The following is a 26,455-nucleotide window of genomic DNA, read 5'->3' as shown; positions in this document are numbered from 1 at the left end:
CCGGCCGTCGTGGTCGCCAGGGGTGCTCAGACCCGGCCGATGTCGAGCGAGCCGTTGCCGACCTGCGAGGAGTCGGACCGGCGCGCGCGCTCGAGGTACTCGTTGGCCTTGGTCGTCTCGGTCTCCAGCACCCCGATGGTCTGCGACATCGAGTCCAGCGCCTGCGTCTTGAACGTGGAGATCGAGTCCAGCGTGGCGTAGATGTTCTGGAACGCCTGCTGCAGCTGCGGGATCCCCACGGTCGCGCTCGCCGCCTGCGACTGGATGGTCGCGGACTGGTCCGCGAGCATCTTCGAGGTCGAGGCGATCATGTTCGACGTCGTGGTGTTCAGCGCCGTGATCTGGTCCAGCACCAGCCGTTGGTTGGCCAGCGCCTGGGCGACGATCACCGCGGTGCGCAGGGCGGCGACGGTCGTCGTGGTGGCGCGGTCGACGCCCTTGATGAGCTCGACGTTGTTCTTCATGATGATGTCCATCGCCAGGTAGCCCTGGATGGACACCGCGAGCTGGGTGAGCAGGTCCTGGTGCTTCTGGCGGACGTAGAACAGCACGTCCTCGCGCAGCGCCTGGGCCCGCTCCGGGTCGGAGGCCTCGAGCTCGGCGATCTTCGTCGCCAGCGCCTTGTCGAGGTTCTCCGCGATGTAGATGTACTGGTTCAGTCGCGCCATGGTGTCCCAGAGGTTCTGCTTCTCCAGGTTCAGCGCCGCGTTGTCCTTGCGGAGCTCGTCCTGGCCGTTGTAGAGCGACTGCACGATCGCGTTGAGCTGGGACTGGGAGGACTCGTAGCGGCGGAAGTAGTCGGTCAGCTTGTCCCCGAACGGGAGGAACCCGAGCAGCTTCTTGCCGAACGTCGCCTCGCTCGGGTCGAGCTCCTCGACCGTCCGGCGCAGCTCGAGGAGGGACTGGCTGACCTTCGAGCTCTCCGAGACACCACCCTCCTTGAGCTCGCGGACCGGCATCTCCAGCATGCGGTTGGACACGTCCGCGGCGGCGCGGATGTCCTGGTCGCCCATCTTGCGGACGTCGTCCGCCTGCGCGGCGAACTCCGGCGAGCGCGTGTCCGTGGACATGAGCTGGTCGACGTAGGAGCTCACCTTGGCCTGCAGGCCCGGGACTGCGGCGGGGTCGACCTTCGGTGCCATCGCCGGAGCCTGGGTGGTGGCGACCGGCTTCACCGGCTCGGGCGCGCTGAGCGTGAGCGTCTCGCTGGGCTCGGGGGGCTGAAGGGCTGCTGCCTCGGTCATCTCGATCCTTCGCTCGTGCGCTGTCTCGGTCGCCTGCCGGTCACCGACTCCGGCGTCCGGCGAGTATATCGGCGCACCCTGACGCCTACTTGACCGTCTCAGGGGGTGTGCGGGGGTGAGAGCTCCCCATGGGCACGTCGCCGCGGGCCGCGACCGACGACCGGTACGGCGGGTCCTGGGGCGAATCCGTCAGCACTGTGCACGTGGTGCCCCGAGCAGGACTCGAACCTGCAACCTACGGATTAGAAGGCCGTTGCTCTATCCATTGAGCTATCGGGGCGCGCGCCCATCGTAGTGCGCACCTGCACGGGAAGGGCTCGGCCCGGCCGGTCCGGCGCGTACGTTTTGCACCGTCGGGTGCAACCGTCACTATGAACCAGTGAGAACCCGAGCCGCCTCCGAGCGCGCCTCCGACGAGCTGGGACTGACCGTCTACGACGTCGCGCGCGACCTGCGCCGGGACGTCGCCGCGGTCGTGCTCCCGCTCGCGCTCGACGACACGGCAGAGGCCGAGGCCTCTCGCGGACGCCTGCTGACCCAGCTCGACGAGCACCTGCTGCCGCGGCTCAAAGAGCTGTCGTCGCCCGCGATCGTCGTCGTCGCGGGGTCGACCGGGGCGGGCAAGTCCACGCTGTACAACTCCCTCCTCGGCGAGGAGGTGTCGCAGGCCGGGGTGCTGCGGCCGACGACGCGCGAGCCGGTCATCGCGTTCAACCCGCTCGACGCCGACGTCCTGGTCGAGGGACCCGCGACCCGGGTCTCGCGCATGATCGAGCACGACGGCGTCCCCCGGGGCACGGCGCTCCTCGACGCGCCGGACCTCGACTCCTTGCTGTCCACGAACCGCGACACCGCGGGTCTGCTGCTCGAGGCCGCCGACCTGTGGTTGTTCGTCACGACGGCATCGCGGTACGGCGACGCCCTGCCGTGGCAGGCGCTCACGCGCGCCAAGGAGCGGGGTGCGAGCGTGGCGATGGTGCTCAACCGGGTCCCGCCGGAGACGCTGACGACGATCCGCGGCGACCTGCTGCAGCGCCTGCGCGACCACGGCATGGACGACGCTCCGCTGTTCGTCGTGCCCGACGTCGGCCCGCACGAGGGTCTGCTGGAGCGGTCCGTCGTCGCACCGGTCGCCCGCTGGCTGACGATGCTCGCCGGTCCGGACCGCTCGCGCGCGGTGATCGTGCGCACCCTCAAGGGTTCTCTCGCCGCGCTGCCCGACTGGGTCGACGGGCTGGTCGAGGCGGTCGAGGAACAGGTCGAGGCCGCAGCGCGACTGCGCGGCGCGGTCGACGACGCGCTGCCTCCGTCGCGCGAGGCGGCGCGCGCATCCGTCGCGCGCGGGGACGTGGCGCGGGGTTCGCTGCGCGCGGCGTGGGCACACGTGTCGAGCGAGGCGCGCATCGACCGCGTGAAGGTGCGCGGCGGGGTCGTGCGGTCCGGACGGCGCCGCGGTCGCGCGCGCGACCGCGCACTGTCCACGCTGCTGCCCGAGGTGCGCGGCGCGGCGGCCCGCGCCCTGTCCGGCCACGGCGCGGCCGCGTACGTGTCGCTCGAGAGCGCGCTCGGCGGCGACGATCCGCTCCCGGGGGCGAACGACGTCCTCGTCGGCGCGGACGACGCGGCGTCGGTCCGCGACGAGCGCAGCGCCGCGCAGGCCCAGGAGTGGTGCGACCGGGCGGTGACCGCGGTGACCGGGCTGACGTCCGGCGGGTCCGAGGAGGCGCTCGCCGCCGTGCGGGCGTTCGGGACCACGGGGCTGGCCGTCGTGCTGCTCGTCGCTGCGACCGGCGACGACGACGCCCGCGACCTGGCGTCCACGGCGCTGCCCACCGACGGCGAGGACCTGGTCACCGCGCTCGCCGAGGACCTCGCCGACCGTGCGACCACCGTCGTGGACGCCGAGGCGGCACCCGTGCGGGCAGCGCTCGACGAGCCGCCGCTCGCCGGCGACGCCGCATCCGGTCTGCGACTCCGACTTGCCGAGCTGAGGAGGCTCACGTGACGTCCCACGACGCCGAGCTGCGCACCCGGACCCAGGACCTCGAGGACGCGCTGGCGCTCGCGGGCGACCGGCTCGATCCCGAGGTGGCCGCCCAGGTGCGCGACGCCGTCGGCGGCGTGCGCGAGCGGCTCGCCCTCGGCGTGGACCACACGGTGGTCGCGCTCGCGGGCGGCACCGGCTCGGGCAAGTCGAGCCTGTTCAACAGCGTCTCTCGGCTCGACTTCGCGGACGTCGGGGTCCGCCGCCCGACGACGGCGCTCGTCACGGCCTGCTCGTGGAGCGCCGCCGCGACCGCGCTGCTCGACTGGCTGGACGTCGAGCAGGATCGTCGCATCACGCGCGGGGGCGAGCTCGACGGGGACGACGAGAGCGCCCTCGCCGGGCTCGTGCTGCTCGACCTTCCCGACCACGACTCGATCGCGCCCGAGCACCGGGCCGTCGTCGACCGGGTCCTGCCGCTCGTCGACCTGCTCGTGTGGGTCGTGGACCCGCAGAAGTACGCCGACGACGCGCTGCACTCCGGCTACCTGCGCAAGTCGAGCGGGCTCGAGGGCTCGATGGTGGTCGCGCTCAACCAGATCGACACCGTGCCGGGGTCGCGGCGCGAGTCGCTCGTGCAGGACATGGATCGCCTGCTCACCGAGGACGGGCTGACGGGCGTCTACGTGACCACCGTCTCCGCACGCACCGGTGAGGGCATGGACGAGCTGCGCTCGCTGCTCGAGCAGGCGGTGGCACGCCGGTCCGTCGCCGCGAGCCGGGTCGCCGGTGAGCTCGACCGCGCGGGCGCGCTGCTGCTCGCCGAGACCCCCGGAGAGGTGCCCTGGACCATGAGCACCGCCGTGGAGCAGGAGGTCGACTCGCTCGTCGAGGTGAGCGGTCTGGGCGGGGTGGCCGGGCAGGTGGGAGCGGCCGTCCGCAACGGGTACGGCCGCCCGGAGCTGTCGCCGGTGAGCGCCGAGGCGGTCGCCCTGTCCCGGGCCCGGTGGCTGACCCGCGCCGGGCGTGCGCTGCGACCCGGCTGGCGACGCTCTCTCGACCGCGCCGTCACGCCGGCGTCGGGCATCGCCCGGGAGGTGAGCACCGCGCTCGCCCGGATCCCGCTCGACACGCGGGGACCGTCGTCGGCCCGGCCGACGCGCCGCGCGGCCTGGGTCGCGCTGGGCCTGGGGGTCGTGGCCGCCGTGCTCGCGGTGCTGGGCTCGCTCGATGTCGTGCCGCTGTCCCGGCCGCTGCTCACGACGTGCGCGGTGGTCGCCGCCGTGGCCGTCGTGACCGCCGTCGTGTGCTTCCTCGTGGTGCTCCAGCTGCGGCGAACGCTCGGGCGGCGGCGCCGGCAGCAGGTCTTCGCGTCGGGTCGCGGGGCGATCGAGCGCGTCGTGCGCGAGACCATGGCCGCGCCCACGCAGGAGCTGCTCGACGCGCACCGCCGGGTGCGCGAGCTGGCGCAGTCGGCACGTGACCGTGACCCGGCCGCCCCGCTGACCGGCGCTCTACGGTTACCCACAGGACCAGACCTCGACGCCTCCTCCACAGGCGAGGGCGGGCCCTCGGACACCGACGCCGTGCGCCCCGCACCCTGAGGTCGTGGCCGGGACGGACCCGGCCCGGCACACCTCGGGAGGCACCATGCACGGTGACGTCACGGTCACGCTGTCCGGGTTCGTCGCGACGAGCCCCACCCTGTTCCGCTCCGAGTCGGGCAACGACTTCGCGAGCTTTCGGATCGCCCAGACCCGGCGCTACCTCGACCGCGAGCGCGGCGAGTGGGTCGACGGGCGCACGCTCTGGTTCACCGTGAAGGCGTGGAAGAGCGCCGCGCGCAACGTCGCGACGTCCCTGCACAAGGGCGACCCCGTGGTCGTCACGGGGCGGCTCGCGCTCGACGAGTGGACCGGCCAGGACGGTGCGCCGCGCACGAGCCTCGTCGTCGAGGCGGGCGCGCTGGGCCACGACCTCTCGCTCGGGGAGAGCAGGTTCGCCCGGACCGTGCACCGGCGCGGTCCGGCCGGCGCGGAGTCGACGGACGCCGGGGTCACGGACGACGCGGCCGGCACCGAGGGATCCTCGGAGCCGACGCGGGAGTCGAGCGCGGAGGGCGACGACGCGGATCCGTACGCGGACCCCTGGAGCCTCGGTGCCCCGGCGACCGGTCCGTCGACCGGCACCGACGCCGAGGGACAGGACGACGACGCCGATGCGGACGACCGGCCGCTCGTGGGCGTCTGACGCTCCCGGGCCGAGGCGGCGCCCCGACCGCGTAGGCTGAGTGGTCGACACCCACGAGCGACCGAAACGGTGGAACAACAGGCTGTGGCTGAGTTCATCTACTCCATGTACAAGGCGCGCAAGGCGCACGGCGACAAGGTCATCCTCGACGACGTCTCGCTGAACTTCCTGCCCGGCGCCAAGATCGGCGTCGTCGGCCCCAACGGGGCCGGGAAGTCCACGATCCTCAAGATCATGGCCGGCCTCGACACGCCGTCGAACGGCGAGGCGCGTCTGTCCCCGGGCTTCAGCGTCGGCATCCTGCTCCAGGAGCCGCCGCTGAACGAGGAGAAGACGGTCCTGGGCAACGTCCAGGAGGCCGTCGCCGAGATCCTGGCGAAGAAGCATCGCTTCGACGAGATCTCCGCCCTCATGGCCGAGCCCGACGCGGACTTCGACGCGCTGCTCGCCGAGATGGGCACGCTGCAGGAGGCGATCGACGCCGCCGACGCGTGGGACCTCGACTCGCAGCTCGAGCAGGCGATGGACGCGCTGCAGTGCCCGCCGCCGGACGCGGACGTCACGGTCCTCTCGGGTGGTGAGCGGCGCCGGGTCGCGCTGTGCAAGCTCCTGCTCGAGAAGCCCGACCTCCTGCTGCTCGACGAGCCCACGAACCACCTGGACGCCGAGTCCGTGCTGTGGCTCGAGCAGCACCTGTCGTCGTACCCGGGCGCGATCCTCGCGGTCACCCACGACCGGTACTTCCTCGACCACGTCGCGGAGTGGATCTGCGAGGTCGACCGCGGGCGCCTGTACCCGTACGAGGGCAACTACTCGACCTACCTGGAGAAGAAGGGCGAGCGGCTCGAGGTCCAGGGCAAGAAGGACGCGAAGCTCGCCAAGCGCCTCAAGGAGGAGCTCGACTGGGTCCGCTCCAACGCGAAGGGCCGCCAGACCAAGTCCAAGGCCCGCCTCGCGCGCTACGAGGAGATGGCCGCGGAGGCCGAGCGCACGCGCAAGCTCGACTTCGAGGAGATCCAGATCCCGCCGGGCCCGCGCCTGGGCAGCCTGGTCCTCGAGGCGACGAACCTGCAGAAGGGGTTCGGCGACCGGCAGCTCATCGACGGGCTCAGCTTCACTCTCCCGCGCAACGGGATCGTCGGCGTGATCGGCCCGAACGGCGTCGGCAAGACCACGCTCTTCAAGACGATCGTGGGGCTCGAGCCGCTCGACGGCGGCGAGCTCAAGGTCGGCGAGACCGTCTCGATCTCCTACGTCGACCAGTCCCGCGGCGGTATCGACCCGAAGAAGACGCTGTTCGAGGTCGTGTCCGACGGGCTCGACTTCATCAAGGTCGGCAACGTCGAGATCCCGTCCCGCGCGTACGTCGCGTCGTTCGGGTTCAAGGGACCGGACCAGCAGAAGCCCGCGGGCGTGCTGTCCGGGGGCGAGCGCAACCGCCTCAACCTCGCGCTCACCCTCAAGCAGGGCGGCAACCTGCTGCTGCTCGACGAGCCGACGAACGACCTCGACGTCGAGACGCTCGGCTCGCTCGAGAACGCGCTGCTCGAGTTCCCCGGGTGCGCCGTGGTCGTGTCTCACGACCGGTGGTTCCTCGACCGCGTCGCGACGCACATCCTCGCGTACGAGGGCACCGACGAGAGCCCGGCGAGCTGGTACTGGTTCGAGGGGAACTTCGCGTCCTACGAGGAGAACAAGGTCGAGCGCCTCGGTGCGGACGCGGCCCGTCCGCACCGCGTGACGTACCGCCGGCTCACGCGCGACTGACGGCGGCACGCGGCCGCGGGGCACGACGCCCCGCGGCCCCTGCGTGTGCGCGCGCCTGACCAGCGGCGCTGGTGCACACTGGCCGGATGACCGAGCCGGACCCGACCCGCGACGACGCGCCGGGGTCGGGCACCGCCCCGCTCGTGGAGGCGCTGGAGATCCTGCGGTCCCGCTTGGCCGGCGTGCGCCTGCCGCTCGAGCTGCCCGGCGCCGCCTCGGCCCGCGCGGACCTCGGCGCCGCGGTGGGCCAGCTCGACGACTACCTGCTGCCCCGCCTCCGGTCGCACGCTGCGCCGCTGCTCGTGGTCGTCGGCGGCTCGACCGGAGCCGGGAAGTCCACGCTCGTCAACTCCCTCGTGGGTGAGCACGTGTCGGCGCCAGGGGTGCTGCGCCCGACGACACGGGCACCCGTGCTCGTCCACCACCCGCTCGACGAGCGCTGGTTCACCACCGACCGGGTGCTGCCCGGCCTGGCGCGCGTCAGCGGCGGGACGGGCGGGACGGGCGGGACGAGCGGGACGGGCGAGGTCCGGGACCGTGCGCTGCGCCTCGTGGCGAGCGACGCGGTGCCGCAGGGCCTGGCGCTCGTCGACGCTCCCGACGTCGACTCCGTGGAGAGCGCGAACCGCGACCTCGCGGCGCAGCTCCTCGCCGCAGCGGACCTCTGGCTGTTCGTCACGACCGCGGCCCGGTACGCGGACGCCGTCCCGTGGGACCTGCTGCACCGCGCGGTCGGGCGTCGCACGCAGGTCGCGATGATCCTCGACCGCGTCGACCCGGGTGCCCAGGCCGTGGCCGAGGACCTGCGCCGGATGATGGACGACAACGGGCTGGACTCGGCCCGGCTGTTCGTCCTCGCCGAGACCGCGCTCGTGGACGGCATGCTCCCCGAACCCGTGGTGAGCGAGACCGCGGGCTGGTTGAACGACCTCGGGGCCGACGCCTCCGCCCGCGACCGCGTCGCGACCGCGACGCGCGACGGTGCGATCGACGACCTGGTGCGACGCAGCGTGCACGTCGCGTCCGCGGCGGACGCCCAGGCCGAGTCGGACACCCGCCTGCGGGCCGCGGTAGCGCACGCCTACGGCGACGCGGCGGACCGCGTGGCGGCGGCCACGAGCGACGGCGCGCTGCTGCGCGGCGAGGTCCTCGCGCGCTGGCAGGACTTCGTCGGCACGAGCGAGATCTTCCGTGCGTTCGAGCAAGGGGTCGGTCGTGTGCGCGACGCCGTCGCCGCGTTCTTCCGCGGGCGGCCGGTCGATGCCCCGCAGGTGGAGCAGGCGCTCGCGCACGGGCTCGAGGCGGTCGTCGTCGACGCCGCGGAGGCCGCGGCGGAGCAGGCCTACGGTGCGTGGCGCGCCGACCCGGCGGGCGCCGTCCTGCTCGACGGGCTGGACCTGTCCCGCACGTCGGCCGGGCTGCGCTCGGCCGTCGACACGCAGATCCGGGCGTGGCAGGGGGACGTGCTCGACCTCGTGCGCGAGCAGGGTGCGAGCAAGCGCGGGGCCGCCCGGGCGTTGTCGCTCGGTGTCAACGGTCTCGGCGTCAGCCTCATGGTCGTCGTCTTCGCCTCGACGGGTGGCCTCACCGGCGCCGAGCTCGGTATCGCGGGCGGGACGGCGGTCGTGGCGCAGAAGCTCCTCGAGGCGGTCTTCGGCGACGACGCCGTCCGCCGGCTGGCCCGGACCGCGCGCGAGCGCCTGACGGAACGGATCGGGTCGCTGCTCGACGCCGAGGCCCTGCGCTACACGGCCCAGCTCGACGCGCTCGGCACGCCGGACGCCGCCGGGACCGCGCACGGCGTGCGGGACGCGGCGCGCGGCGTCGAGAACGCGTCGCGTGCCGAGCGCGCGGGCCGGCGCCCCGTCGAACGCGGCCCACGGCACGCTGCGCGCGGCCTGCGCGGGGCGGGTCCGGCGGGAGCGGAGCCGGCCGCGAGGCCGGGTGGCGCCGGGACCTCCGACGAGGTGGCCGAGCGCAGCCCCGGCCGCTGGTCCCGCCTGTTCCGCCGCAGGGGTGAGCGCCCGTGACGATCGGACTCACCGACCGCACGGCCGCTCTCGCGTCCGCCGTCCGCGTCGCCGAGGGGCGGTTGGACCCCGACCTGCTCGCGCGCGGCCGGGCCGTCGTCGCCCACGCGCGCGAGCGCACCGGGCTCTCCGCCGATCACACGGTCGTCGCGCTCGCCGGAGCGACCGGCTCGGGCAAGTCGTCGGTGTTCAACGCTCTGGTCGGTGCCGAGCTCGCGGAGGTCGGCGTCCGGCGCCCGACGACGTCCCGCGCGCTCGCCGCCGTCTGGGGACCGGACGGGGTCTCCGGCGCGGGACCTCTCCTGGACTGGCTCGAGGTGCGGCGTCGGCACGAGATGTCCTCGCCGCTCACCGCCGGGGGCGAGGGCCCGGCGAGCGGTCTGCGTCGAGTGCTGCGCCCGCGCGCGGGAGCCGACCTCACGAGCGGTCTCGTCCTGCTCGACCTGCCGGACCACGACTCGGTCGTCGTCGAGCACCGCGTGCGTGCCGAGCGGCTCGTGGAGCGCGCCGACCTGCTCGTGTGGGTCGTGGACCCGCAGAAGTACGCGGACGCTGTCCTGCACGAGCACTACCTGCGCCCCCTCGCCGAGCACGCAGCCGTGACCGTCGTCGTGCTGAACCAGGTGGACCGTCTGACGCCCGACGATGCCGCCGCGTGCCTCGACGACCTGCGCCGCCGCGTCACGGAGGACGGCCTCGCCGAGGCGCGCATCCTCGGCGCGTCCGCGCGCACGGGGGAGGGGCTCGACGAGCTGCGCGCGCTGCTGGCCGACGCGGCCGCGCAGCGCCGCGCGGCGAACGACCGGATCGCGGCCGACGAGCGCGGCGTCGCTCGTCGGATCGCCGCCGCGTGCGGGGCCTCTCCGCCGGCGCGCTCCGAGCGTCGGGCGCGCGACGAGCTCGTGGACGCGTTCGAGGCGGCCGCCGGCGTGCCCGCCGTGGTGGCGGCCGTGCGCGGCGGCGCCGAGCGCGACGCCCGCGCGGCGACGGGCTGGCCGCTCACGCGGTGGACGGCGAGGTTCCGCGCTGACCCGCTGCGGCGGATCGGGCTGCGCCCTCGACCTGCGGGAGGCAAGGACGCGCCGCCCGCCTCCGCCGGGCTCGTCCGCACCTCGTTGCCGGTCGTCCCCGCCACGGTGCGGGCGGGCGCGCGCACCGCGGTCCGCGCGTACGTCGACGGCGCGACGACCGGGGTGCCGGACGCCTGGGCGCTGGCCGCGCGGCGGCGGGCCGCCGACGCGACGGAGGGGCTCGCCGACGAGCTCGACCAGGCGGTCGTCGGCGTGGACCTCGAGCTGGGACGGCGTCCGCTCTGGTGGCGCACCGTCGGCCTCCTGCAGTGGCTCGTGCTCGCCGCGCTCGTCGTCGGGGTCGCGTGGCTCGGCGTGCTGTGGGCGTTCGTGTACCTGCGCCTGCCCGAGCTCGCCGTTCCCGTGCTCTCGCTCGGCACGGGGGACGTCCCGTGGCCCACGCTGCTCGCGGTCGGCGGCCTGGTCCTCGGCGTCGTGACCGGGCTCGTGGCGCGCGTCGCGGCACGGGTCGGTGCCCGACGGCGCGCCGCGCGCGTCCGACGGCGGCTGCGGGCCGCCGTCGCGCTGGTCGGCGACCGGCTCGTGCGTCTACCCGTGGGCGACGAGCTCGACGCGCTCGCGCGCTGCCGCACGGCGGCCGTCGTCGCGTCGTCGTCCTGACGGCGGCCGCACGGGGGCAGAATGGGCGGGCACCGCCCGCCGTCGAGGAAGGATCTCCATGACCCGCCTGCACGTCCCCGTCCCGCTGCGGTGGTCCGACCTCGACGCGTACGCGCACGTCAACAATGTGGAGATGTTCCGGCTCCTCGAGGACGCGCGCATCACCGCGTTCTGGGTGCACCCGGAGGCGGGGGAGGACGCCTGGCCCACCGCGGTCCTCGAGACCGGACCGCACGCCGGCAGCCACACGCTCGTCGCGCGCCAGGAGATCCAGTACCTGCGCCCGCTCGCGTTCACGCGGACACCGGTGCGGGTCGAGCTCTGGGTGGGCCACCTGGGCGGGGCGAGCATCGAGGTCTGCTACGAGGTGCACGACGGCGCCGCGACGTTCGCCCGCACCGGGCCCACGTCGGGCGGGGCCCCGTACGCGAAGGCGACGACGACGATCGTCGTGGTGGACGCGGCGACCGGCCGGCCCCGCCGGCTCAGCGAGACCGAGCGCGCCGCGTGGGAGCCGTTCGTCGAGGACCCGCTGACCTTCCGCCGCCGGACCTGACCGGCCGAGCGTCGCACGGGCCCGGGACGCGGGCTCGTGGGCGTCACTCGCGCCGGTCGCCTCGCTCGGCGGCTCTCTCCGCCGCCTGCGCGATGTTGCGCTGCATGCCGCCGAACACGACGCCGTGGAACGGCTTGACCGCCCACCAGTAGAGCTGACCACCGAGGCCGTGGGGGTAGAACAGCGCGCGCTGGGCGAAGTACGTGCGGCCCGGGCCGCTCGCGTCGTCCGGCGTGGGGCCCGGGGTGTCCGGGTCCGACGCGTCGTCCAGCTCCTCGGCGGACTCGTCCACGCGCAGCTCGAGCCACGCGAGACCGGGGCTGCGCATCTCGGCGCGCAGCAGCAGCCGGCGCCCTGGGTCGATCGCCTCGACGCGCCAGAAGTCGACCGCGTCGTCCACCCGCAGCCGGCGCTCGTCGCGGCGACCCCGGCGCAGCCCCGGGCCACCCACGAACCGGTCCAGCAGCCCGCGCACCCGCCACGCGAGCGACCAGGAGTACCACCCGCCCTGACCGCCGATCTCCTCGATCACGCTCCACAGGACGTCGCGCGGTGCGTCGACGACGGTGCGGCGCTCGTCGACGTACAGCGACCCGCCGGCCCAGTCGGGGTCGGTCGGCAACGGGTCCGACGGCGCGCCGGGGTCTGCCGCCGACGACCACCGCGTGCTCACCTCGCCGTCGTGGATGCGCTCGAGCGCGAGCTCGACCGCACGGTCGAACCCGACCAGTCCCTCGTCCGGGTCGAGGACGTACCGGGCGATGTCGTGCTCCTGGCAGAAGACCTCGTGCTGCAGCGACTCGACGAGCGGTCGAGCGATCCCGCTCGGGACCGGGGTGACCAGCCCGACCCACAGGCTCGACAGCTTCGGCGTGAGCACGGGGACGCTGACGATCTTGCGCCGGCGCAGCCCGGCGGCGTCGGCATAGCGCTGCATCATGTCGCGGTAGGTCAGCACGTCCGGACCGCCGATGTCGAACGTGCGCGACACGTCGTCGGGCATCGTGGCCGAACCCACGAGATAGTGCAGGACGTCCCGGACGGCGATCGGCTGGATCCGGTTGTCCACCCACTTGGGCGTCGTCATCGCGGGCAGCCGCTCGGTGAGGTAGCGCATCATCTCGAAGCTCGCCGAGCCGGAGCCGAGGATGACCGCGGCCTGCAGGACCGTCGTCGGGACGCCGGACGCGAGCAGGATCTCGCCGACCTCCTTGCGCGACGCGAGGTGGCGCGAGAGCTCTCCCTCGGGGACGTCGGGGAACATGCCGCCCAGGTAGACGATCCGCGCGACGCCGGCCTCGCGCGCGGCACGGGCGAAGGTCAGCGCGGTCCGGCGGTCGCGGGCCTCGAACGTCGGTCCGGTGCCGAGGGAGTGGATGAGGTAGTACGCGACGTCCGCCCCGGCGAGTGCGGAGCGGATCTGGTCGAGGTCGCCCGCGTCCGCCTCCACGGCCTCGACCTCGTCCGCCCAGTCGCGACCCGCGAGCCGCTCGGGGTGGCGCGCGAGCGCGCGGACCTCGAACCCCGCGCGCAGCAGCTCGGGCACGAGCCGCCCGCCGACGTATCCGGTGACCCCGGTGACCGCGGCCCTCATGCCAGCAGCTCCAGGACCTCGTGCTCGGCGCGCGGTCGTGACCGGGTCGCGCCGATCGTCTCGCCGCGCTCCCACAGGTCGAACAGCCGTGGGTCGATGTACGACGAGCGCGCCACGGCAGGCGTGTTGCCCAGCTCCTCGGCGACGTCCTTGACGATCCCCGCCACGACGCGGCGCCGGGCGCGCTCCGACGACGGGGGAGCACCCGCGTCCGCGAGCGCACGCGCGGCGAGGACCGTCGCGTGCCACGTGCGGAAGTCCTTGGGCGTCGCGTCGTCGCCGAGCCGGTCCTTGATGTCCGCCTGGACGTCGGCGCTGGTCACGTCGTGCCAGACGGCGGATCCCCGGCTCCCGCCGGCCGCCTCCTCGCGCCACGCCAGCAGCTCGACCCCGCCACGACGCCTCTTGAGGGTGGTGACGAGGTCCGCGACCACCTCGTCGTCCACCACGACGTCGCGCACCTGCCCGGACTTCGCCGGGTAGTGGAAGTGGACGCTGTGGTCCCGGCGGACGCTCGCGTGCTCCTTGCGGATGGTCGCCAGGCCGTAGCTGCGGTTCTGCTTCGCGTACAGCTCGCCGCCCGCGCGGAAGTAGGCGAGGTCGAGGAGGCGGAACGCGAGTGCGAGCACCTTCTCGCGCGGCACGGCGGGGAGGGCGAGGTCCCGCGTGACGCGGCGCCTGGCCGCGGGGAGGCGGCGGCCGACGTCGAGCACGTGGTCGTGCTTGCGCCGCGCCCGGCGGGCCTGCCACTGCTCGTGGTAGAGGTACTGCCCGCGTCCGGCGGCGTCGTGCCCGAACGCCTGGACATGGCCGTCCGGGTACCGGCAGATCCAGACGTCGCCCCACGCCGGCGGGACGGCGAGGCGGGTGCAGCGGGCGACCTCCTCCTCGTCGGCCAGGGGCATGCCCTCGACGTCGAGGAACACCCACTCCTCGCCCTTGGGCCGGCGGGAGTAGCCGGGGGAGGTCACCGACACGCGTCGCAGTCGCACCTGGTCAGTGTGCAGCGGTTCGGGTGACGTCGCACTGCCAGGACGACCGCCGGCCCCCCGGCGACCGTCCCGGGGGTGGGTCACGCGTCCGGCAGCCGCACCATGCCCTCCTGCGCGATGGACGCGACGAGCGAGCCGTCCTGCGTGAACACGCGGGCGGCGCCCAACCCACGACCACCCTGCGCGCTCGATGCCGACTGGACGAACAGCAGCCACTCGTCCACCCGGACGTCGCGGTGCCACCACATCGCGTGGTCGAGGCTGGCGATCGAGATGCCCGGCGTGACCCAGCTCGTGCCGGACTGTCGCAGGATCGGCTCGAGCATGACCTGGTCGCACGCGTAGGCCATGAGCGCGCGGTGCAGCAGCTGGTCGTCGCCGACGTGCCCCCGCGCGCGCATCCACACCATCTGGTGGTCCTTCGGCTCGGCGTCGGGCGTGAGGTACAGCGAGCCGCCGACGTGGCGCAGCTCGAACGCGGAGTGGTGCGACCAGAAGCGGGCGACGGGGTGGTCGATCCCGCCGAGCACCTCCAGCGCCGAGGGGACGTCCTGCGGCGGCGGTGCGCTCGGCATCGCCGACGTGTGCTCGAACCCGTCCTGGGCCTCCTGGAACGACGCGATCATCGACAGGATCGGCTTGCCGTGCTGGATCGCGTGCGTGCGACGTGCGCTGAACGACCGGCCGTCGCGCAGCCGCTCGACGGCGAAGTCGATCGGCACCTCGAGGGCACCCGGCCGCAGGAAGTAGCCGTGCAGCGAGTGGGGGAGGCGACCGGCGGGGACGGTACGACCGGCGGCGAGCACGGCCTGCGCGAGCACCTGGCCCCCGTACACCCGACCGCTCGGCTGATGGACGCTCGCGCCGCGGAAGTGCTCCGGGTCGGCGGCGGACCCGTCGCCGTCGTCGACCTGCTCGAGCCGCAGCACCTCGAGGAGGTGGCCGAGCGGGTTGGGCACCTGGGTGCTCGGCGCGTGCTGCGACGTCGGACCGGGGGAGGGCGTCAGGCCGTCCGGACCCGGGCTCGTGCGGCTCGGAGGGCTCGGGTCGGGCACGGGACGGTCGGTGGCCACGGGACTCCTCGGGTCGGTGGGCGGGTGCTCAGTCGTCGAAGGTGTTGACGAGCGAGTGCGCGGCGCGCTCCAGGTAGTCCCAGAGCGTCGCCTCGTGGAGCGGGGCGAGATCGAGCGTGGCGACCGCGGCCCGCATGTGGGCGAGCCAGCGGTCGCGAGCATCCGGGTTGACGGTGAAGGGCATGTGCCGCATGCGCAGGCGCGGATGGCCACGTTCCTCGCTGTACGTCGTCGGACCGCCCCAGTACTGCTCGAGGAACATCGTCAGGCGCCGCCGCGCCGGGGCGAGGTCCTGCTCCGGGTACATGGGCCGCATCACGGGGTCCTCGGCCACTCCCTCGTAGAACGCGTCGACGAGACGGACGAACGTGTCGTGACCGCCGACCTCGTCGTAGAACGACCGGCTCGGTCGCGTCGGCGCGGGGTCGTCCGCAGGGCCGTCCGCCGGCGCGCTCGACGTTCCGGACGCGACGGAGCCGGGCCGTGCCGAGGTGACGGGCAGCGTCGGGCGGGGGCTGGAGTCCGGGCTCACCGGCCCATCATCGCATCGCGGTGCCCGTGCCCCGGGGTGCGGGCACGGGATCCACGAGCCGGTGGGGCACAGGTCACAGGCCGAGCTCGGCCAGCACGGGCAGGTTCTGCCGCACGACGGCGCGCGCCTGCGCCGCGCTCTCGGCCTCGAGCGCGAGGCGGGCCAGGCGCCGGCACTCGTCGTGGTCCACCTCGCGCAGCAGCGCCGCCACGTCGGGGATCGCACGGGCGGTCATGGACAACGAGGTGACGCCGAGCCCGACGAGGACGACCGCGAGCACCGGCTGCGAGGCCGCTTCCCCGCAGACGCCGACGGGTCGCCCCTGCTGCGCGCCGCCGGCGCACGTCGCGGCGACGAGCTGCAGGACGCCCGGCTGCCACGGGTCGCTGAGCTCGGCGAGCGAGCCGAGCAGGCGGTCGGCGGCCATCGTGTACTGCGTGAGGTCGTTCGTGCCGATGGACGCGAACGCGGCGCGGGCGAGGATCGGCCCGGCGAGCAGCGCGGCGCTCGGGACCTCGATCATGACTCCCGCCACGTCGAGGCCGTGCGCGCGACAGCGCTCGACGAACCACTCGGCCTCGCCGACGGTCGAGACCATGGGCGCCATGACCCAGACCTCGGCCTCCTCGGCACCGGCGGCCTGCGCGATCGCGTCCAGCTGCTGCTCGAGCAGGTCGGGCCAGCGCGCCGCGGTGCGCAGACCGCGGACACCGAGCGCCGGGTTCTCCTCGTCCGAGACCGTGAGGAAGTGCAGCGGCTTGTCCGCGCCGGAGTCGAGCGTGCGGATGACGACCTTGCGGTGGGCGAACTCGTGGAAGACGGTCCGGTAGGCCGTGACCTGCTCCTCGACCGTGGGCGGGTCCTGGCGGTCGAGGAAGCAGAACTCGGAGCGGAACAGGCCCACCCCTTCGGCGTTCGCGGCGGCGGCCGGCGCGGCACCCGCCGGGTCGCCCACGTTCGCGAGCAGCTGGACGCGATGCCCGTCGCGCGTGCGTCCGCGCCCGTCGAACGTGCGGGCCTGCTGCGCACGCGCCTGGGCCGCGGCGACCTGGTCCGGCGACGGGTGCACGACGACGGTCCCGGCCGACCCGTCGACCAGCACCAGGTCTCCGGCCGCCAGGGCCGCGCTCGCCCCGTCCGCCGCGACGACGGCGGGGATGCCCTTGGCGTTGGCGACGATCGCCGTGTGCGACGTGGGTCCGGCGCCGTCGGTGACGATCGCCAGGACCCGCGACGGGTCGAGCGCCGCGGTGGCGGACGGGGCGAGGTCGAGGGCGACGAGGACGAACGGCTCCGTGTGGTCGGGCACGCCGGGCGCGGGCCGGCCGGCCAGCGCGGCCACGAGCCGGTCGCGAACGTCCGCGACGTCGCGCGCCCGCTCGGCGAGGTGCCCGCCCAGCTCGGTGAACTGTCGCGCCACCTCGTCCGCGGCCTCCCACACCGCGCGCTCGGGCACGAGGTGCTCGGAGAGCACCCGGCGCCGGGCGTCGGCGGCGAGCGTCGGGTCGGCCGCCATCGCCGCGGTCGCCTCGAGGACGTCGCGCGTCTCGCCGTCCGCCTGGGCGGCGGCGCGCTCGAGATCCGTCGCGACGTGCCGTGCGGCGTCGTCGATGCGTCGCGCCTGCGCCTCGTGGTCCGCCTGAGGCGCGACCCGTACGCCTGGTGGTGGCTCCTCGACGGGCTCGGGCATGAGCACCACCGGCCCCACGACCGTGCCCGGGCACACCCCGATCCCCGTGATCAGCTGTCCTGCCACCTGCTGCCACCGCCTCGTCCGTCCGCCCGGGCTGGCGCCCCGAGCCGTCCTGCGCACGGGCCGCCCCGCACCGCTCGGCGCGCGCCGCCTCGTGGTCGGCACCGTACCCGAGAGCAGCGACGTGCGGCACCTGCGGCTCGCGACGCGCGATCGGTCCCCCCGGCGTCGGGAGACTACCCTGGAGCCAGGAGCACGACCACGTGCCCCGTGATCCGTTCCACCGTGCGGTACTGACCGCACCACTGCCTCAGGAGACGACATTTCATGAGCACTCCCTCGGACCAGAAGGCACAGCACATTCTCGACGCCCTCGGTGGCCAGGGCAACGTGGTGGACCTCGAGCCGTGCATCACGCGGCTGCGCGTCGAGGTCAGCGACCCGGAGCTGGTGGACGAGGCACGCCTGAAGGAGACCGGCGCGTTCGGCGTCGTGCGGTCCGGCCGGGTCGTCCAGGTCATCGTGGGACCGGAGGCCGACAACCTCGCCGCCGACCTCGACGCGCTGCGTTGAGCAGGTCGCGCACACCGGTGACGGGGCCGACGACGGCCCGGTCGCCTCGCCCGCCCGCGCACGACGACCTGTCGTCGCTGCTCGTCACGAGCCCCCTCGCGGGGTCCGTGGTGGCGTTGTCCGCCGTACCCGACCCGGTCTTCTCGCAGCAGATCGTCGGACCGGGGATCGCGATCGACCCCGAGCCGGTCGAGCACTCCCACGTGGTGGCGCCCGCCGACGGGCGCATCGGTTCCCTCTTCCCGCACGCGTTCGCCCTCGAGACGACCTCCGGGCGCGCGATCCTCGTCCATCTCGGCATCGACACCGTGAACCTGCGCGGGGACGGCTTCACGCTGCACGTCGAGGCCGGCGCGGAGGTGCGTCGTGGCGACCTCGTCATCACCTGGGACCCCGCGCGTGTCGTCGCTGCCGGGCTGTCGACGGTCTGCCCGGTCGTCGCGCTGCAGGCCGAGCCCGACCGTGTGCGCGTGCGTGCCACGGCCGGTGCGGCCGTCGTCGCTCAGGACCCCTTGTTCTCCTGGTCCTGAGCGTCCCGGTGCGCGATCCCCGCAGCCGCAGCGGCCGCGTCACGGGGCACGTCGGCACCGTCGACCGGATTCTCCTGCGCGTCCGCCCGTGCCGGTGACTGGTCGAGGACGACGACCTGCTGGGCGCCGGCGAGCGGGATGCCCGCCTCGGCGAGGACGTCGCGGACGCTGACGCGCAGCGCGCGGGCGACCTCCCACTGCATGGCGGGCTGGGTCTTGACCCACACCTTGAGCCGCAGCGCCTCCGCCGTCAGGTCCTCGACCCCGACGACCTCGGCGGGCTCCATCAGGTACGAGCCGATCATCGGGTCGTCCGCGACGCGCTGCGCCGCCTGGAGGAGCGCGGAACGCACCGCGTCGACGTCGGCGAAGTAGGCCACCCGGACGTCGACGGTCGCGCGGGCCCACTCCTGGGACATGTTGCCGGTGCGCAGGATCTCGCCGTTGCGCACGTACCACGCGGTCCCGTCCAGGTCGCGCACCTTGGTCACGCGCAGCGCCACCTCCTCGACCGTTCCCGTCACCTCGCCGAAGTCGACGACGTCGCCGACGCCGTACTGGTCCTCGAGCAGCATGAACGTCCCGGACAGGAAGTCCTTCACGAGGCTCTGGGCACCGAAGCCGAGCGCCACGCCGGCGATCCCGGCGGAGGCCAGGAAGGGACCGATGTTCATGCCGAGCTCGGCCAGGACCATGAGGACGACGGTGGTCCCGATCAGGATGTTCGCCGCCGAGCGCAGGACGGAGCCGATCGTGCGGGCGCGCGCGGCGCGGCGAGCGGTCGCGAGCGGGTTGGCGATCGGCGTGGCACGCATGATGGCGGAGCCCACCTCGGTCCGGCCGAGACCGCGCAGCCGCGCACCGGCCCGCGTCGGTGTCCCGGCGGCGATGTGCTCGGTGACCCCGCGGATGACACGGCGCAGGAGGCCGAGCGCCACCGCGCCGATCCCGATGATGAGGATCACGCGCAGCGGGAGCCCGACGAACCAGGTCAACCAGTCGTGCGGCTCGCTCGGGTCGAAACCGTCCGGGTCGGTCTGTGCGCCGGCGAGGAAGGTGGAGAGCATGGTGGCAGGCTACCTGCCCGGTCGAACCGGTCCGGGGCGCGCCGAGGACCCGGTCCTGCCTGCGGTGGCCGGTTCTGGCAGGATCGTCTGCGTGAGCGAACCCCAGCACGAGGAACTGCCCGAGCCGTTGGCACAGCTGGCCGACGCCCACGGGGTCGCGACCGGCTTCCACGGCTTCGACGGCGTACGGCACGCGGTGCGCGCGTCGACCCTCGTCTCGGTCCTCGAGGCTCTCGGCGTCCCGGCGTCGTCACCGGAGAAGGTCGCGGTCAGTCTCGAGCACTCGCGCGACGACGCGTGGCGCCGGATGCTCCCGCCGACCGTCGTCGTCCGGCACGGTGCCGCGGCAGCCGTGCCCGTGCACGTCGCCGACGGAGCCGACGTCGAGGTCTGGATCGAGCTCGAGGCCCCCCACGACGCGGCGCGCGGGACGTCCGGCCCGCGTCCCGTCCGCGAGCGCCGGGACGCGACCCAGCTCGACGTCCCGGTCCCGCCGCAGACGGTGGACGGCCGGCGCGTCGGGCGCGCGACGTTCGAGATCCCGGCGGACCTTCCCCTCGGGTGGCACGACCTGCACGCCGTGAGCGGCGAGGCCCGGGCCCGGGCCACGCTCGTCGTCACGCCGGAGCGGCTCGACCCGCCGCCGGCGCCGGAGGGCCGCGCCCCCTGGGGGTTCATGACACAGCTCTACTCCGTGCGCTCGCGTGCGTCCTGGGGCGTCGGGGACCTGGCCGACCTCGCCGACCTGGCGTGGCTGTCGGCCCGTGAGGCCGGGGCGGACTTCCTGCTCATCAACCCGCTGCACGCCGCCGAGCCGCGCACGCCGATGACGCCGTCGCCCTACCTGCCGACGAGCAGGCGCTTCGTCAACCCGCTGTACGTGCGGGTCGAGGACATCAGGGAGACCGCGTACCTGTCGGCCGCCGACCGCTCGCTCGTGGAGTGGGCGTTCGACCCGGTGCGCGACCTGGGCTCCGACCCCGCTCCGATCGACCGCGACCCGGCGTGGGAGGCGAAGAAGGCCGCGCTCGAGGTCGTCTTCGCCGCGCCGCGCTCGACCGCCCGGCAGGCGGGGTTCGACGAGTTCCGGGCGGGGCAGGGCAGAGGGCTGGAGGACTTCGCGACCTGGTGCGCGCTCGCGGACCACTACGGCGACGCCGAGTGGCCGCGGGACGTCCTGGACCCGGCGTCGCCGGCGGTGGCAGGGCTGCGCGAGCAGCTCTCCGACACGATCGACTTCTACTGCTGGTTGCAGTGGGTCGCGGACGAGCAGCTGCGCGTCGCGCAGCGCACCGCACGCGAGGCCGGCATGTGCGTGGGCATCATGCACGACCTCGCCGTCGGCGTGCACCCCGAGGGGGCCGACGCCTGGGCGAACCAGTCCGTCCTCGCGCGGGGGGTGTCCGTGGGCGCGCCGCCGGACACCTACAACCAGCAGGGGCAGAACTGGTCCCAGCCGCCATGGCACCCGGAGGCGCTCGCGCGCGCCGGGTACGCGCCGTACCGGGACATGCTGCGCACCGTCCTGCGGCACGCCGGTGCGATCCGGATCGACCACGTCATCGGGCTGTTCCGGCTGTGGTGGATCCCCGGCGGCGCCCGTGCCGACGCGGGTGCGTACGTCAGCTACGACCACGAGGCGCTGATCGGGATCCTGTGCCTCGAGGCGCAGCGGGCCGGTGCGACGGTCATCGGCGAGGACCTCGGTGTCTTCGAGCCGTGGGTGCGCGACTACCTCGCGGAGCGGGGCGTGCTCGGCACGTCGGTGCTGTGGTTCGAGAAGACCGACGACGGCGCCCCCCTGGCACCGGAGGACTATCGCCCGCTCACGCTCGCCACGGTCACGACCCACGACCTGCCCCCGACGGCGGGCTATCTGGCGGGTGAGCACGTGGAGCTGCGGGAGCGGCTCGGCGTCCTCACGGAACCGGTCGCCGTTGTGCGCCGACAGGCCCGGGTCGAGCGCGAGCGGACGGTCGCCTTCCTCCGGGAGCGGGGCCTCGTGGGCGAGGAGCCGTCCGAGCGCGAGCTCGTGGAGGCGCTGCACCTGATGATCCGGCAGAGCCCTGCGGCGCTCCTCGGCGTCTCCCTCACCGACGCCGTGGGGGAGCGCCGCGCGCAGAACCAGCCGGGCACGGACCGTGAGTACCCGAACTGGCGGGTCCCGCTCGGCGACTCGGCCGGCAACGTGGTCATGCTCGAGGACCTGTTCGACAACGCGCGGCTGCGGTCCCTCGCCGCCGCGATGAACCAGCCCCTGCCGAGGTAGCACGCCGGACCGGCGTGCTACCTCGGGCAGAGGTCAGTCGTCGTCGGCCTGGGCGTTCAGGGCGCGCTCGACCCCGGCGAGGTTCTCCACGACGAGCCGGCGCAGCGCCGGCGGGGCCGCGTCGTTCGCCTCGAGCCACTCGCGGGTGGCGTCCCGCAGGGCGATGCTGGCGAGCGGTGCCGGGTACAGACCGGTGACCAACGCCTCCGCGATGTGGTAGGACCGCGCGTCCCACAGGGGCAGGAGGGCGTCGAAGTACGCGCCGACCAGTGGTGCGAGCACCGCGGGGTCGTTGACGTGCTGGAAGCCCTGCGTCGTCGCCCGCACGATCGCGTTGGGCGCGTCCGCGGAACCGACGAGCCGGTCGAACGCTGCGCGCTTCGCCGCGGCCGTGGGCACCGTCGCGCGGGCGCGCGCGGCGGACTGGCGTCCCGTGGCCGTCGAGTCCGCCGCCAGCGTGTCCTCGATCTCGGCGTCGTCCGCGAGTTCGAGCAGGACGAGGCCCTCGAGGATCTCCCAGCGCAGGTCGGTGTCGATCTCCAGCCGCTCGAGCTGCGCGGAGCCGTCGATCAGCCCCCTCAGGATCGCACCGTGCGCGGGTGTCGAGGCGAGGTGGGCGAAGAACTTCACGAGCTGGAACTGCAGGTCGGAGCCGGCCTCGGCCCGGCCCGCGAGCGTCCACAGCGCGTCGCCGACCTCGACGAGGGTCTCGGCACGTCGCTCGGGCGCCACGTACGTCTTGGCGGCCAGCGCGAGCTGGTTGAGCGTCGTACGGATCGTGGTCGACTCGGTCTCGCGGCCGATGTTGGCGAGCACGAGCTGGACGTACGCGCTCGCCGACGCCTCGCCGTCGCGTGTCGCGTCCCACGCGGCACCCCACACGAGCGAGCGGGCCAGCGGGTCCGCGAGGTCGGCGAGCCGCTCGGTCGCGACCTGGAGCGACGCGTCGTCGAGCCGGATCTTGGCGTACGCGAGGTCGTCGTCGTTGAGGAGGATCAGCTGCGGGCGGTCGAGCCCGAGCAGCTCCGGCACCTCGGTCCGCGCGCCGTCGACGTCGATCTCGACCCGGTGCGTGCGGACGAGGACCTCACGGCCGTCGACGGTGGACACGTCGTAGCAGCCGATGCCGAGGCGGTGCGGGCGCAGGGTCGGGTGGTCCGAGGACGCGGACTGCAGCACGGCGAAGGACACGATCCGTCCGTGCGCGTCGATCTCGACCTCGGGGCGCAACGTGTTCACGCCCGCCGTCTCGAGCCACTTCGCCGACCACTCACCGAGGTCGCGGCCGCTCGTGGCCTCGAGCTCGACCAGCAGGTCGCGCAGCTCGGTGTTCCCCCACGCGTGCTTGCGGAAGTAGGCCGCGACACCCGCGAGGAACTGCTCCTGGCCCACCCACGCGACGAGCTGCTTGAGCACCGAGGCACCCTTGGCGTAGGTGATGCCGTCGAAGTTGACGAAGACGTCCTCGAGGTCGTTGATCGTCGCGACGATCGGGTGGGTCGAGGGCAGCTGGTCCTGACGGTACGCCCAGGACTTCTCCATCGCGGCGAACGTCGTCCAGGCCTCGGTCCACTCGGTGGCCTGCGCGGTCGCGAGCGTCGAGGCGTACTCCGCGAACGACTCGTTGAGCCACAGGTCGTTCCACCACCTCATGGTGACGAGGTCGCCGAACCACATGTGGGCGAGCTCGTGGAGGATCGTCACGACGCGACGCTCCTTGACGGCCTCGGTCACCTTGGAGCGGAACACGTACGTCTCGGTGAACGTCACGCACCCCGCGTTCTCCATCGCGCCCATGTTGTACTCGGGCACGAAGAGCTGGTCGTACTTGTCGAACGGGTACGGGCAGGCGAACGCCTCCTCGTAGAAGGTGAAGCCCTCGCGTGTCTTGTCGAACACGTAGTCGGCGTCCATGTGCTCGGCCAGCGACGCCCGGCAGAAGACGCCCAGGGGGATCGTCCGGCCGTCGGCGCTGGTCAGCTCGGAGCGTTCGACGACGTACGGCCCCGCGACGAGCGCGGTGATGTAGGACGAGATGCGGGGGGTCGGGCCGAACGACCAGCGCGCGACCTCGACGTCGCCCGCGCCCGTGCCCGTCGGGTCCGCCACGGTGCCGAGCGGCTCCGGCTCCGGCGTCGGCTGGTTGCTCACGACCTGCCACGCGGCGGGTGCCGTCACCGTGAAGGTGAAGGTCGCCTTGAGGTCGGGCTGCTCGAACACCGCGAGCACGCGGCGAGCGTCCGGAACCTCGAACTGCGTGTAGAGGTACACCTTGTCGTCGACGGGGTCCACGAAGCGGTGCAGGCCCTCGCCGGTGTTGGTGTACGCGCAGTCGGCGACGACGCGCAGCTCGTTGTCCGCGGCGAGCCCGTCCAGCGCGATCCGCGAGTCGGCGAACACCTGCGCCGGATCGAGCGCACGCCCGTTCAGCACGACCTCGCGCACGGTCGGCGCGACCAGGTCGACGAACGTCGACGCGCCCTGCGTCGCGGTGAACCGGACGACGGTCGTGGACGCGAACGTCGACGCCCCCGTGGTCAGGTCGAGGGCGACGTCGTAGGAGCCGACGTCGACGATCTCTGCGCGCTCGCGCGCCTCGGCACGGGTGAGGTTCTCTCCGGGCACTGCTACTCCTCGGTCGGTCTGGACGGGGCTCGGTGCACGAGCTCGGTGCGGCCTGTGGGCCGGCGACGATCATCCCACGCAGCCCCGGTCCACCGCCGGGATATACGCTGCGAGAAGCACCCGACCCACCGTCCATCCCGAAGGGACCCCTCCGTGACCACTGCTGCGACGACGGACGTACCCGACACCACCGCCGACTTCTGGTTCGACCCCCTGTGCCCGTGGGCGTGGATGACGAGCCGCTGGATCGGAGAGGTGGAGCAGGTCCGTGACATCACCGTGCACTGGCACGTCATGAGCCTCGCCGTGCTGAACGAGGACCGCGAGCTGCCCGAGGACTACCGTGCGCTGATGGACCGCGCGTGGGGTCCGGTCCGCGTCGTGACCGCCGCGCGGCTGGAGCACGGCGACGACGTGGTCAAGCCCCTGTACGACGCGATGGGTACCCGGATCCACCCCGGGGGGCGGCAGGACCTCGACGCGGTCGTGGCCGAGGCGCTCGCCGAGGTCGGGCTGCCGGCGGAGCTGGCCGACGCCGCCACCTCCGACGCGTACGACCCGCAGCTGCGCGCGTCGCACGCGGAGGGGATCCGGCTCGTCGGCGACGACGTCGGCACCCCGGTCGTCGCGTTCGGCGGTACCGCGTTCTTCGGCCCCGTCGTGACACCCGCCCCGAAGGGCGAGGCCGCCGGCCGGCTCTGGGACGGGTGCGTGCTCGTCGCCGGGACGCCGGGCTTCTACGAGCTCAAGCGCAGCCGTACCCAGGGACCCGTCTTCGACTGACTCCCCGTCCGTCCCTGCTCCACGTGACCGGTACGTGGGCGCGTGGGTGCGGTTCGACCGCGGCCGGGGCGTCGTGCCATGCTTCGTGAGGTTGTGGGCCGTGCACGCACGGCCCGCCCCGTGGCGGTCGCGACCACGCGGGGCCGTCGAGAAGCCCACGAGGAGTCCGAGCATGTCCGCGAACGCACCCGTGCCGCCGCCTCCGCCACCGACGCCCGGTGGGTCGTCGGGCTCTGCCCTGCCCCCGACCTTCGCCCCGGTCGGCGCGCGAGGTGCGCACGCGCCGCGCACCCGGCCGGTCGCGGCGGGCGACGGGCCACCCACGGCCGTCCAGCTGCCGGCCGCGACCGCGGGAGCTGCGGACGGGTCCACCCAGGTCGTCGGGGCGGGGTCCGCGGTCCCGCCGCAGCGGGTCCGCTACGCGACCGAACCGGGATACGGCGCTCCGGCGCCGGTCGGGTCGATCGGTCAGCAGGCACCGGCTCCCTCGCCGAACGGTTCCCGGCCCGCGTACCACCCGCCTGCGGCGGCCGGAGCGCCGTCCGCCGAGAGCGTGCAGCGCCGGGAACCGACCACGCCGGCGTCGCCGCCGTCGGGCGGTGCCGGCAGCGGGTCCGGCGGACGCTCCGGTGGCCGCCGCGGGCGGCGAGGCCTCGGTGCGGGCTGGATCGCCTTCATCGTGATCGACGTCCTGCTCGTCGTCGGCGCGGTGCTGTTCGCCCTCTCCCTGGCAGGCGGCGACGACGACCCGCAGGGCACCACGCAGTCGTCCGCGCCGCCATCCGCGGCCGCCACGGACGACGAGTCCGCGGAGCCGGCGGAACCGACCGTGTCGGAGACCTTCGCGTCCGAGTCGCGCAACATCACCTGCGAGATGACCGACCTGGGCGTGACCTGCTCGATCGCGACGCTCGCGAGCCAGCCCGCGCCCGTCGACGGCTGTGACGGGTCCATCGGCTTCCGGGCGACGCTCGACGCGGACGGGGTGGACCAACCGTGCGTGCCGGCCTCCGAGCAGCCGGGTCCCGCGGACGAGAGCGTCGCGCTGCTGGACTACGGGACGAGCAAGACGGTCGGCGACTACACGTGCGACAGCGAGGACACCGGGATGACGTGCCGGGACGACACGACGGGCACGGGGTTCGTCATCGCTCGCGCGGGGATCAGCACGCTCTGAGCGGCCCGGGTCGTCCGGGCCGCTC

General features: G+C 73.9%; 20 protein-coding genes and 1 tRNA gene. 12 read left to right on the top strand and 9 right to left on the bottom strand.

Annotated features, from left to right (window positions below; genetic code table 11):
- Positions 1-26 precede the first annotated feature (26 nt).
- Together IF651_RS16330 and IF651_RS16325 are read right to left on the bottom strand one after the other, a co-directional pair.
- Positions 27-1,244: a toxic anion resistance protein gene (locus IF651_RS16330; RefSeq protein ID WP_191830187.1), complete on the bottom strand. Its 1,218-nt coding sequence runs from the start codon at positions 1,242-1,244 to the stop codon at positions 27-29.
- A 204-nt stretch (positions 1,245-1,448) separates the two neighbouring features.
- Positions 1,449-1,524: transfer RNA gene (locus IF651_RS16325), tRNA-Arg, on the bottom strand.
- A 99-nt stretch (positions 1,525-1,623) separates the two neighbouring features.
- Here IF651_RS16325 and IF651_RS16320 point away from each other — a divergent pair.
- The 7 genes from IF651_RS16320 to IF651_RS16290 all read left to right on the top strand — a co-directional run bounded on the left by IF651_RS16320 (position 1,624) and on the right by IF651_RS16290 (position 11,522).
- Positions 1,624-3,249: a GTPase gene (locus IF651_RS16320; protein ID WP_191830186.1), complete on the top strand. Its 1,626-nt coding sequence runs from the start codon at positions 1,624-1,626 to the stop codon at positions 3,247-3,249.
- The gene (locus IF651_RS16315) at positions 3,246-4,832 is read left to right on the top strand and encodes an ABC transporter (protein ID WP_191830185.1); all 1,587 of its coding nucleotides are present in this window, start codon (positions 3,246-3,248) and stop codon (positions 4,830-4,832) included. Before IF651_RS16320 ends, IF651_RS16315 begins: the two co-directional genes overlap by 4 nt.
- Positions 4,833-4,836: 4 nt before the next feature.
- Complete coding sequence (locus IF651_RS16310) at positions 4,837-5,478, top strand: single-stranded DNA-binding protein (RefSeq protein ID WP_191830184.1); 642 nt, start codon at positions 4,837-4,839, stop codon at positions 5,476-5,478.
- An 84-nt stretch (positions 5,479-5,562) separates the two neighbouring features.
- Entirely contained in the window at positions 5,563-7,245 is a 1,683-nt protein-coding gene (gene ettA, locus IF651_RS16305) for an energy-dependent translational throttle protein EttA (RefSeq protein ID WP_191830183.1), read from the top strand.
- Between the two features lie 86 nt (positions 7,246-7,331).
- Positions 7,332-9,275, top strand: coding sequence for a dynamin family protein (locus IF651_RS16300; RefSeq protein ID WP_241744540.1), 1,944 nt, complete (start codon positions 7,332-7,334; stop codon positions 9,273-9,275).
- Positions 9,272-10,966, top strand: a complete 1,695-nt coding sequence (locus tag IF651_RS16295) for a GTPase (RefSeq protein ID WP_191830182.1) — start codon at positions 9,272-9,274, stop codon at positions 10,964-10,966. The genes IF651_RS16300 and IF651_RS16295 overlap by 4 nt, the downstream gene beginning before the upstream one ends.
- A 58-nt stretch (positions 10,967-11,024) precedes the next feature.
- Positions 11,025-11,522, top strand: a complete 498-nt coding sequence (locus IF651_RS16290; protein WP_191830181.1) for an acyl-CoA thioesterase — start codon at positions 11,025-11,027, stop codon at positions 11,520-11,522.
- Positions 11,523-11,565: 43 nt separating this feature from the next.
- Here IF651_RS16290 and IF651_RS16285 read toward each other — a convergent pair whose 3' ends face one another.
- The 5 genes from IF651_RS16285 to ptsP form a co-directional block, all read right to left on the bottom strand.
- A complete protein-coding gene (locus IF651_RS16285; protein ID WP_191830180.1) occupies positions 11,566-13,116 on the bottom strand; it encodes an SDR family oxidoreductase in 1,551 nt (516 codons plus the stop codon).
- Positions 13,113-14,108 carry a DNA topoisomerase IB gene (locus IF651_RS16280; protein WP_338404018.1) on the bottom strand — a complete coding sequence of 332 codons (996 nt, stop codon included), beginning with the start codon at positions 14,106-14,108 and terminating at the stop codon, positions 13,113-13,115. The genes IF651_RS16285 and IF651_RS16280 overlap by 4 nt, the downstream gene beginning before the upstream one ends.
- Positions 14,109-14,188: 80 nt before the next feature.
- Complete coding sequence (locus tag IF651_RS16275) at positions 14,189-15,067, bottom strand: acyl-CoA thioesterase (RefSeq protein ID WP_191830219.1); 879 nt, start codon at positions 15,065-15,067, stop codon at positions 14,189-14,191.
- Between the two features lie 142 nt (positions 15,068-15,209).
- Complete coding sequence (locus IF651_RS16270) at positions 15,210-15,683, bottom strand: globin (protein WP_191830218.1); 474 nt, start codon at positions 15,681-15,683, stop codon at positions 15,210-15,212.
- A gap of 103 nt (positions 15,684-15,786) precedes the next feature.
- Positions 15,787-17,469, bottom strand: a complete 1,683-nt coding sequence (gene ptsP / locus IF651_RS16265) for a phosphoenolpyruvate--protein phosphotransferase (RefSeq protein WP_338404016.1) — start codon at positions 17,467-17,469, stop codon at positions 15,787-15,789.
- A gap of 264 nt (positions 17,470-17,733) precedes the next feature.
- Here ptsP and IF651_RS16260 point away from each other — a divergent pair, with 264 nt between their 5' ends.
- Both IF651_RS16260 and IF651_RS16255 read left to right on the top strand, forming a co-directional pair.
- Positions 17,734-17,979, top strand: a complete 246-nt coding sequence (locus IF651_RS16260; protein WP_191830178.1) for a PTS sugar transporter subunit IIB — start codon at positions 17,734-17,736, stop codon at positions 17,977-17,979.
- A 17-nt stretch (positions 17,980-17,996) separates the two neighbouring features.
- A complete protein-coding gene (locus IF651_RS16255) occupies positions 17,997-18,509 on the top strand; it encodes a PTS sugar transporter subunit IIA (protein ID WP_338404015.1) in 513 nt (170 codons plus the stop codon).
- Here IF651_RS16255 and IF651_RS16250 read toward each other — a convergent pair.
- On the bottom strand, positions 18,482-19,576 hold the full coding sequence (locus tag IF651_RS16250) for a mechanosensitive ion channel family protein (RefSeq protein WP_191830177.1): 1,095 nt from the start codon (positions 19,574-19,576) through the stop codon (positions 18,482-18,484). The genes IF651_RS16255 and IF651_RS16250 overlap by 28 nt on opposite strands.
- Before the next feature lie 91 nt (positions 19,577-19,667).
- On the opposite strand from IF651_RS16250, the gene malQ reads away from it, so the two are divergent.
- Complete coding sequence (malQ, locus tag IF651_RS16245; protein ID WP_338404014.1) at positions 19,668-21,845, top strand: 4-alpha-glucanotransferase; 2,178 nt, start codon at positions 19,668-19,670, stop codon at positions 21,843-21,845.
- A gap of 33 nt (positions 21,846-21,878) precedes the next feature.
- Here the strand turns inward: malQ and pepN are convergent, their stop codons facing one another.
- Positions 21,879-24,470 carry an aminopeptidase N gene (gene pepN / locus IF651_RS16240; RefSeq protein ID WP_191830175.1) on the bottom strand — a complete coding sequence of 864 codons (2,592 nt, stop codon included), beginning with the start codon at positions 24,468-24,470 and terminating at the stop codon, positions 21,879-21,881.
- 153 nt (positions 24,471-24,623) lie between these two features.
- Here pepN and IF651_RS16235 point away from each other — a divergent pair, with 153 nt between their 5' ends.
- Positions 24,624-25,253: a mycothiol-dependent nitroreductase Rv2466c family protein gene (locus IF651_RS16235; protein WP_338404013.1), complete on the top strand. Its 630-nt coding sequence runs from the start codon at positions 24,624-24,626 to the stop codon at positions 25,251-25,253.
- 172 nt (positions 25,254-25,425) lie between these two features.
- Complete coding sequence (locus IF651_RS16230; protein WP_191830173.1) at positions 25,426-26,430, top strand: hypothetical protein; 1,005 nt, start codon at positions 25,426-25,428, stop codon at positions 26,428-26,430.
- Positions 26,431-26,455: the final 25 nt, after the last annotated feature.

Source organism: Cellulosimicrobium arenosum, from assembly GCF_014837295.1.
Taxonomy (GTDB): Bacteria; Actinomycetota; Actinomycetes; order Actinomycetales; family Cellulomonadaceae; genus Cellulosimicrobium; species Cellulosimicrobium arenosum.
Note: the sequence above shows the minus strand (reverse complement) of the source record. Positions and strands in the feature narration are given on the sequence as shown.

Bases quoted from the DNA above. Each gene is read 5' to 3' on its own strand.
- IF651_RS16330 (WP_191830187.1), bottom strand. From the start codon at position 1,244: ATGACCGAGGCAGCAGCCCTTCAGCCCCCCGAGCCCAGCGAGACGCTC.
- IF651_RS16300 (WP_241744540.1), top strand. From the start codon at position 7,332: ATGACCGAGCCGGACCCGACCCGCGACGACGCGCCGGGGTCGGGCACC.
- IF651_RS16290 (WP_191830181.1), top strand. From the start codon at position 11,025: ATGACCCGCCTGCACGTCCCCGTCCCGCTGCGGTGGTCCGACCTCGAC.
- IF651_RS16285 (WP_191830180.1), bottom strand. From the start codon at position 13,116: ATGAGGGCCGCGGTCACCGGGGTCACCGGATACGTCGGCGGGCGGCTC.
- IF651_RS16260 (WP_191830178.1), top strand. From the start codon at position 17,734: ATGAGCACTCCCTCGGACCAGAAGGCACAGCACATTCTCGACGCCCTC.
- IF651_RS16250 (WP_191830177.1), bottom strand. From the start codon at position 19,576: ATGCTCTCCACCTTCCTCGCCGGCGCACAGACCGACCCGGACGGTTTC.
- IF651_RS16230 (WP_191830173.1), top strand. From the start codon at position 25,426: ATGTCCGCGAACGCACCCGTGCCGCCGCCTCCGCCACCGACGCCCGGT.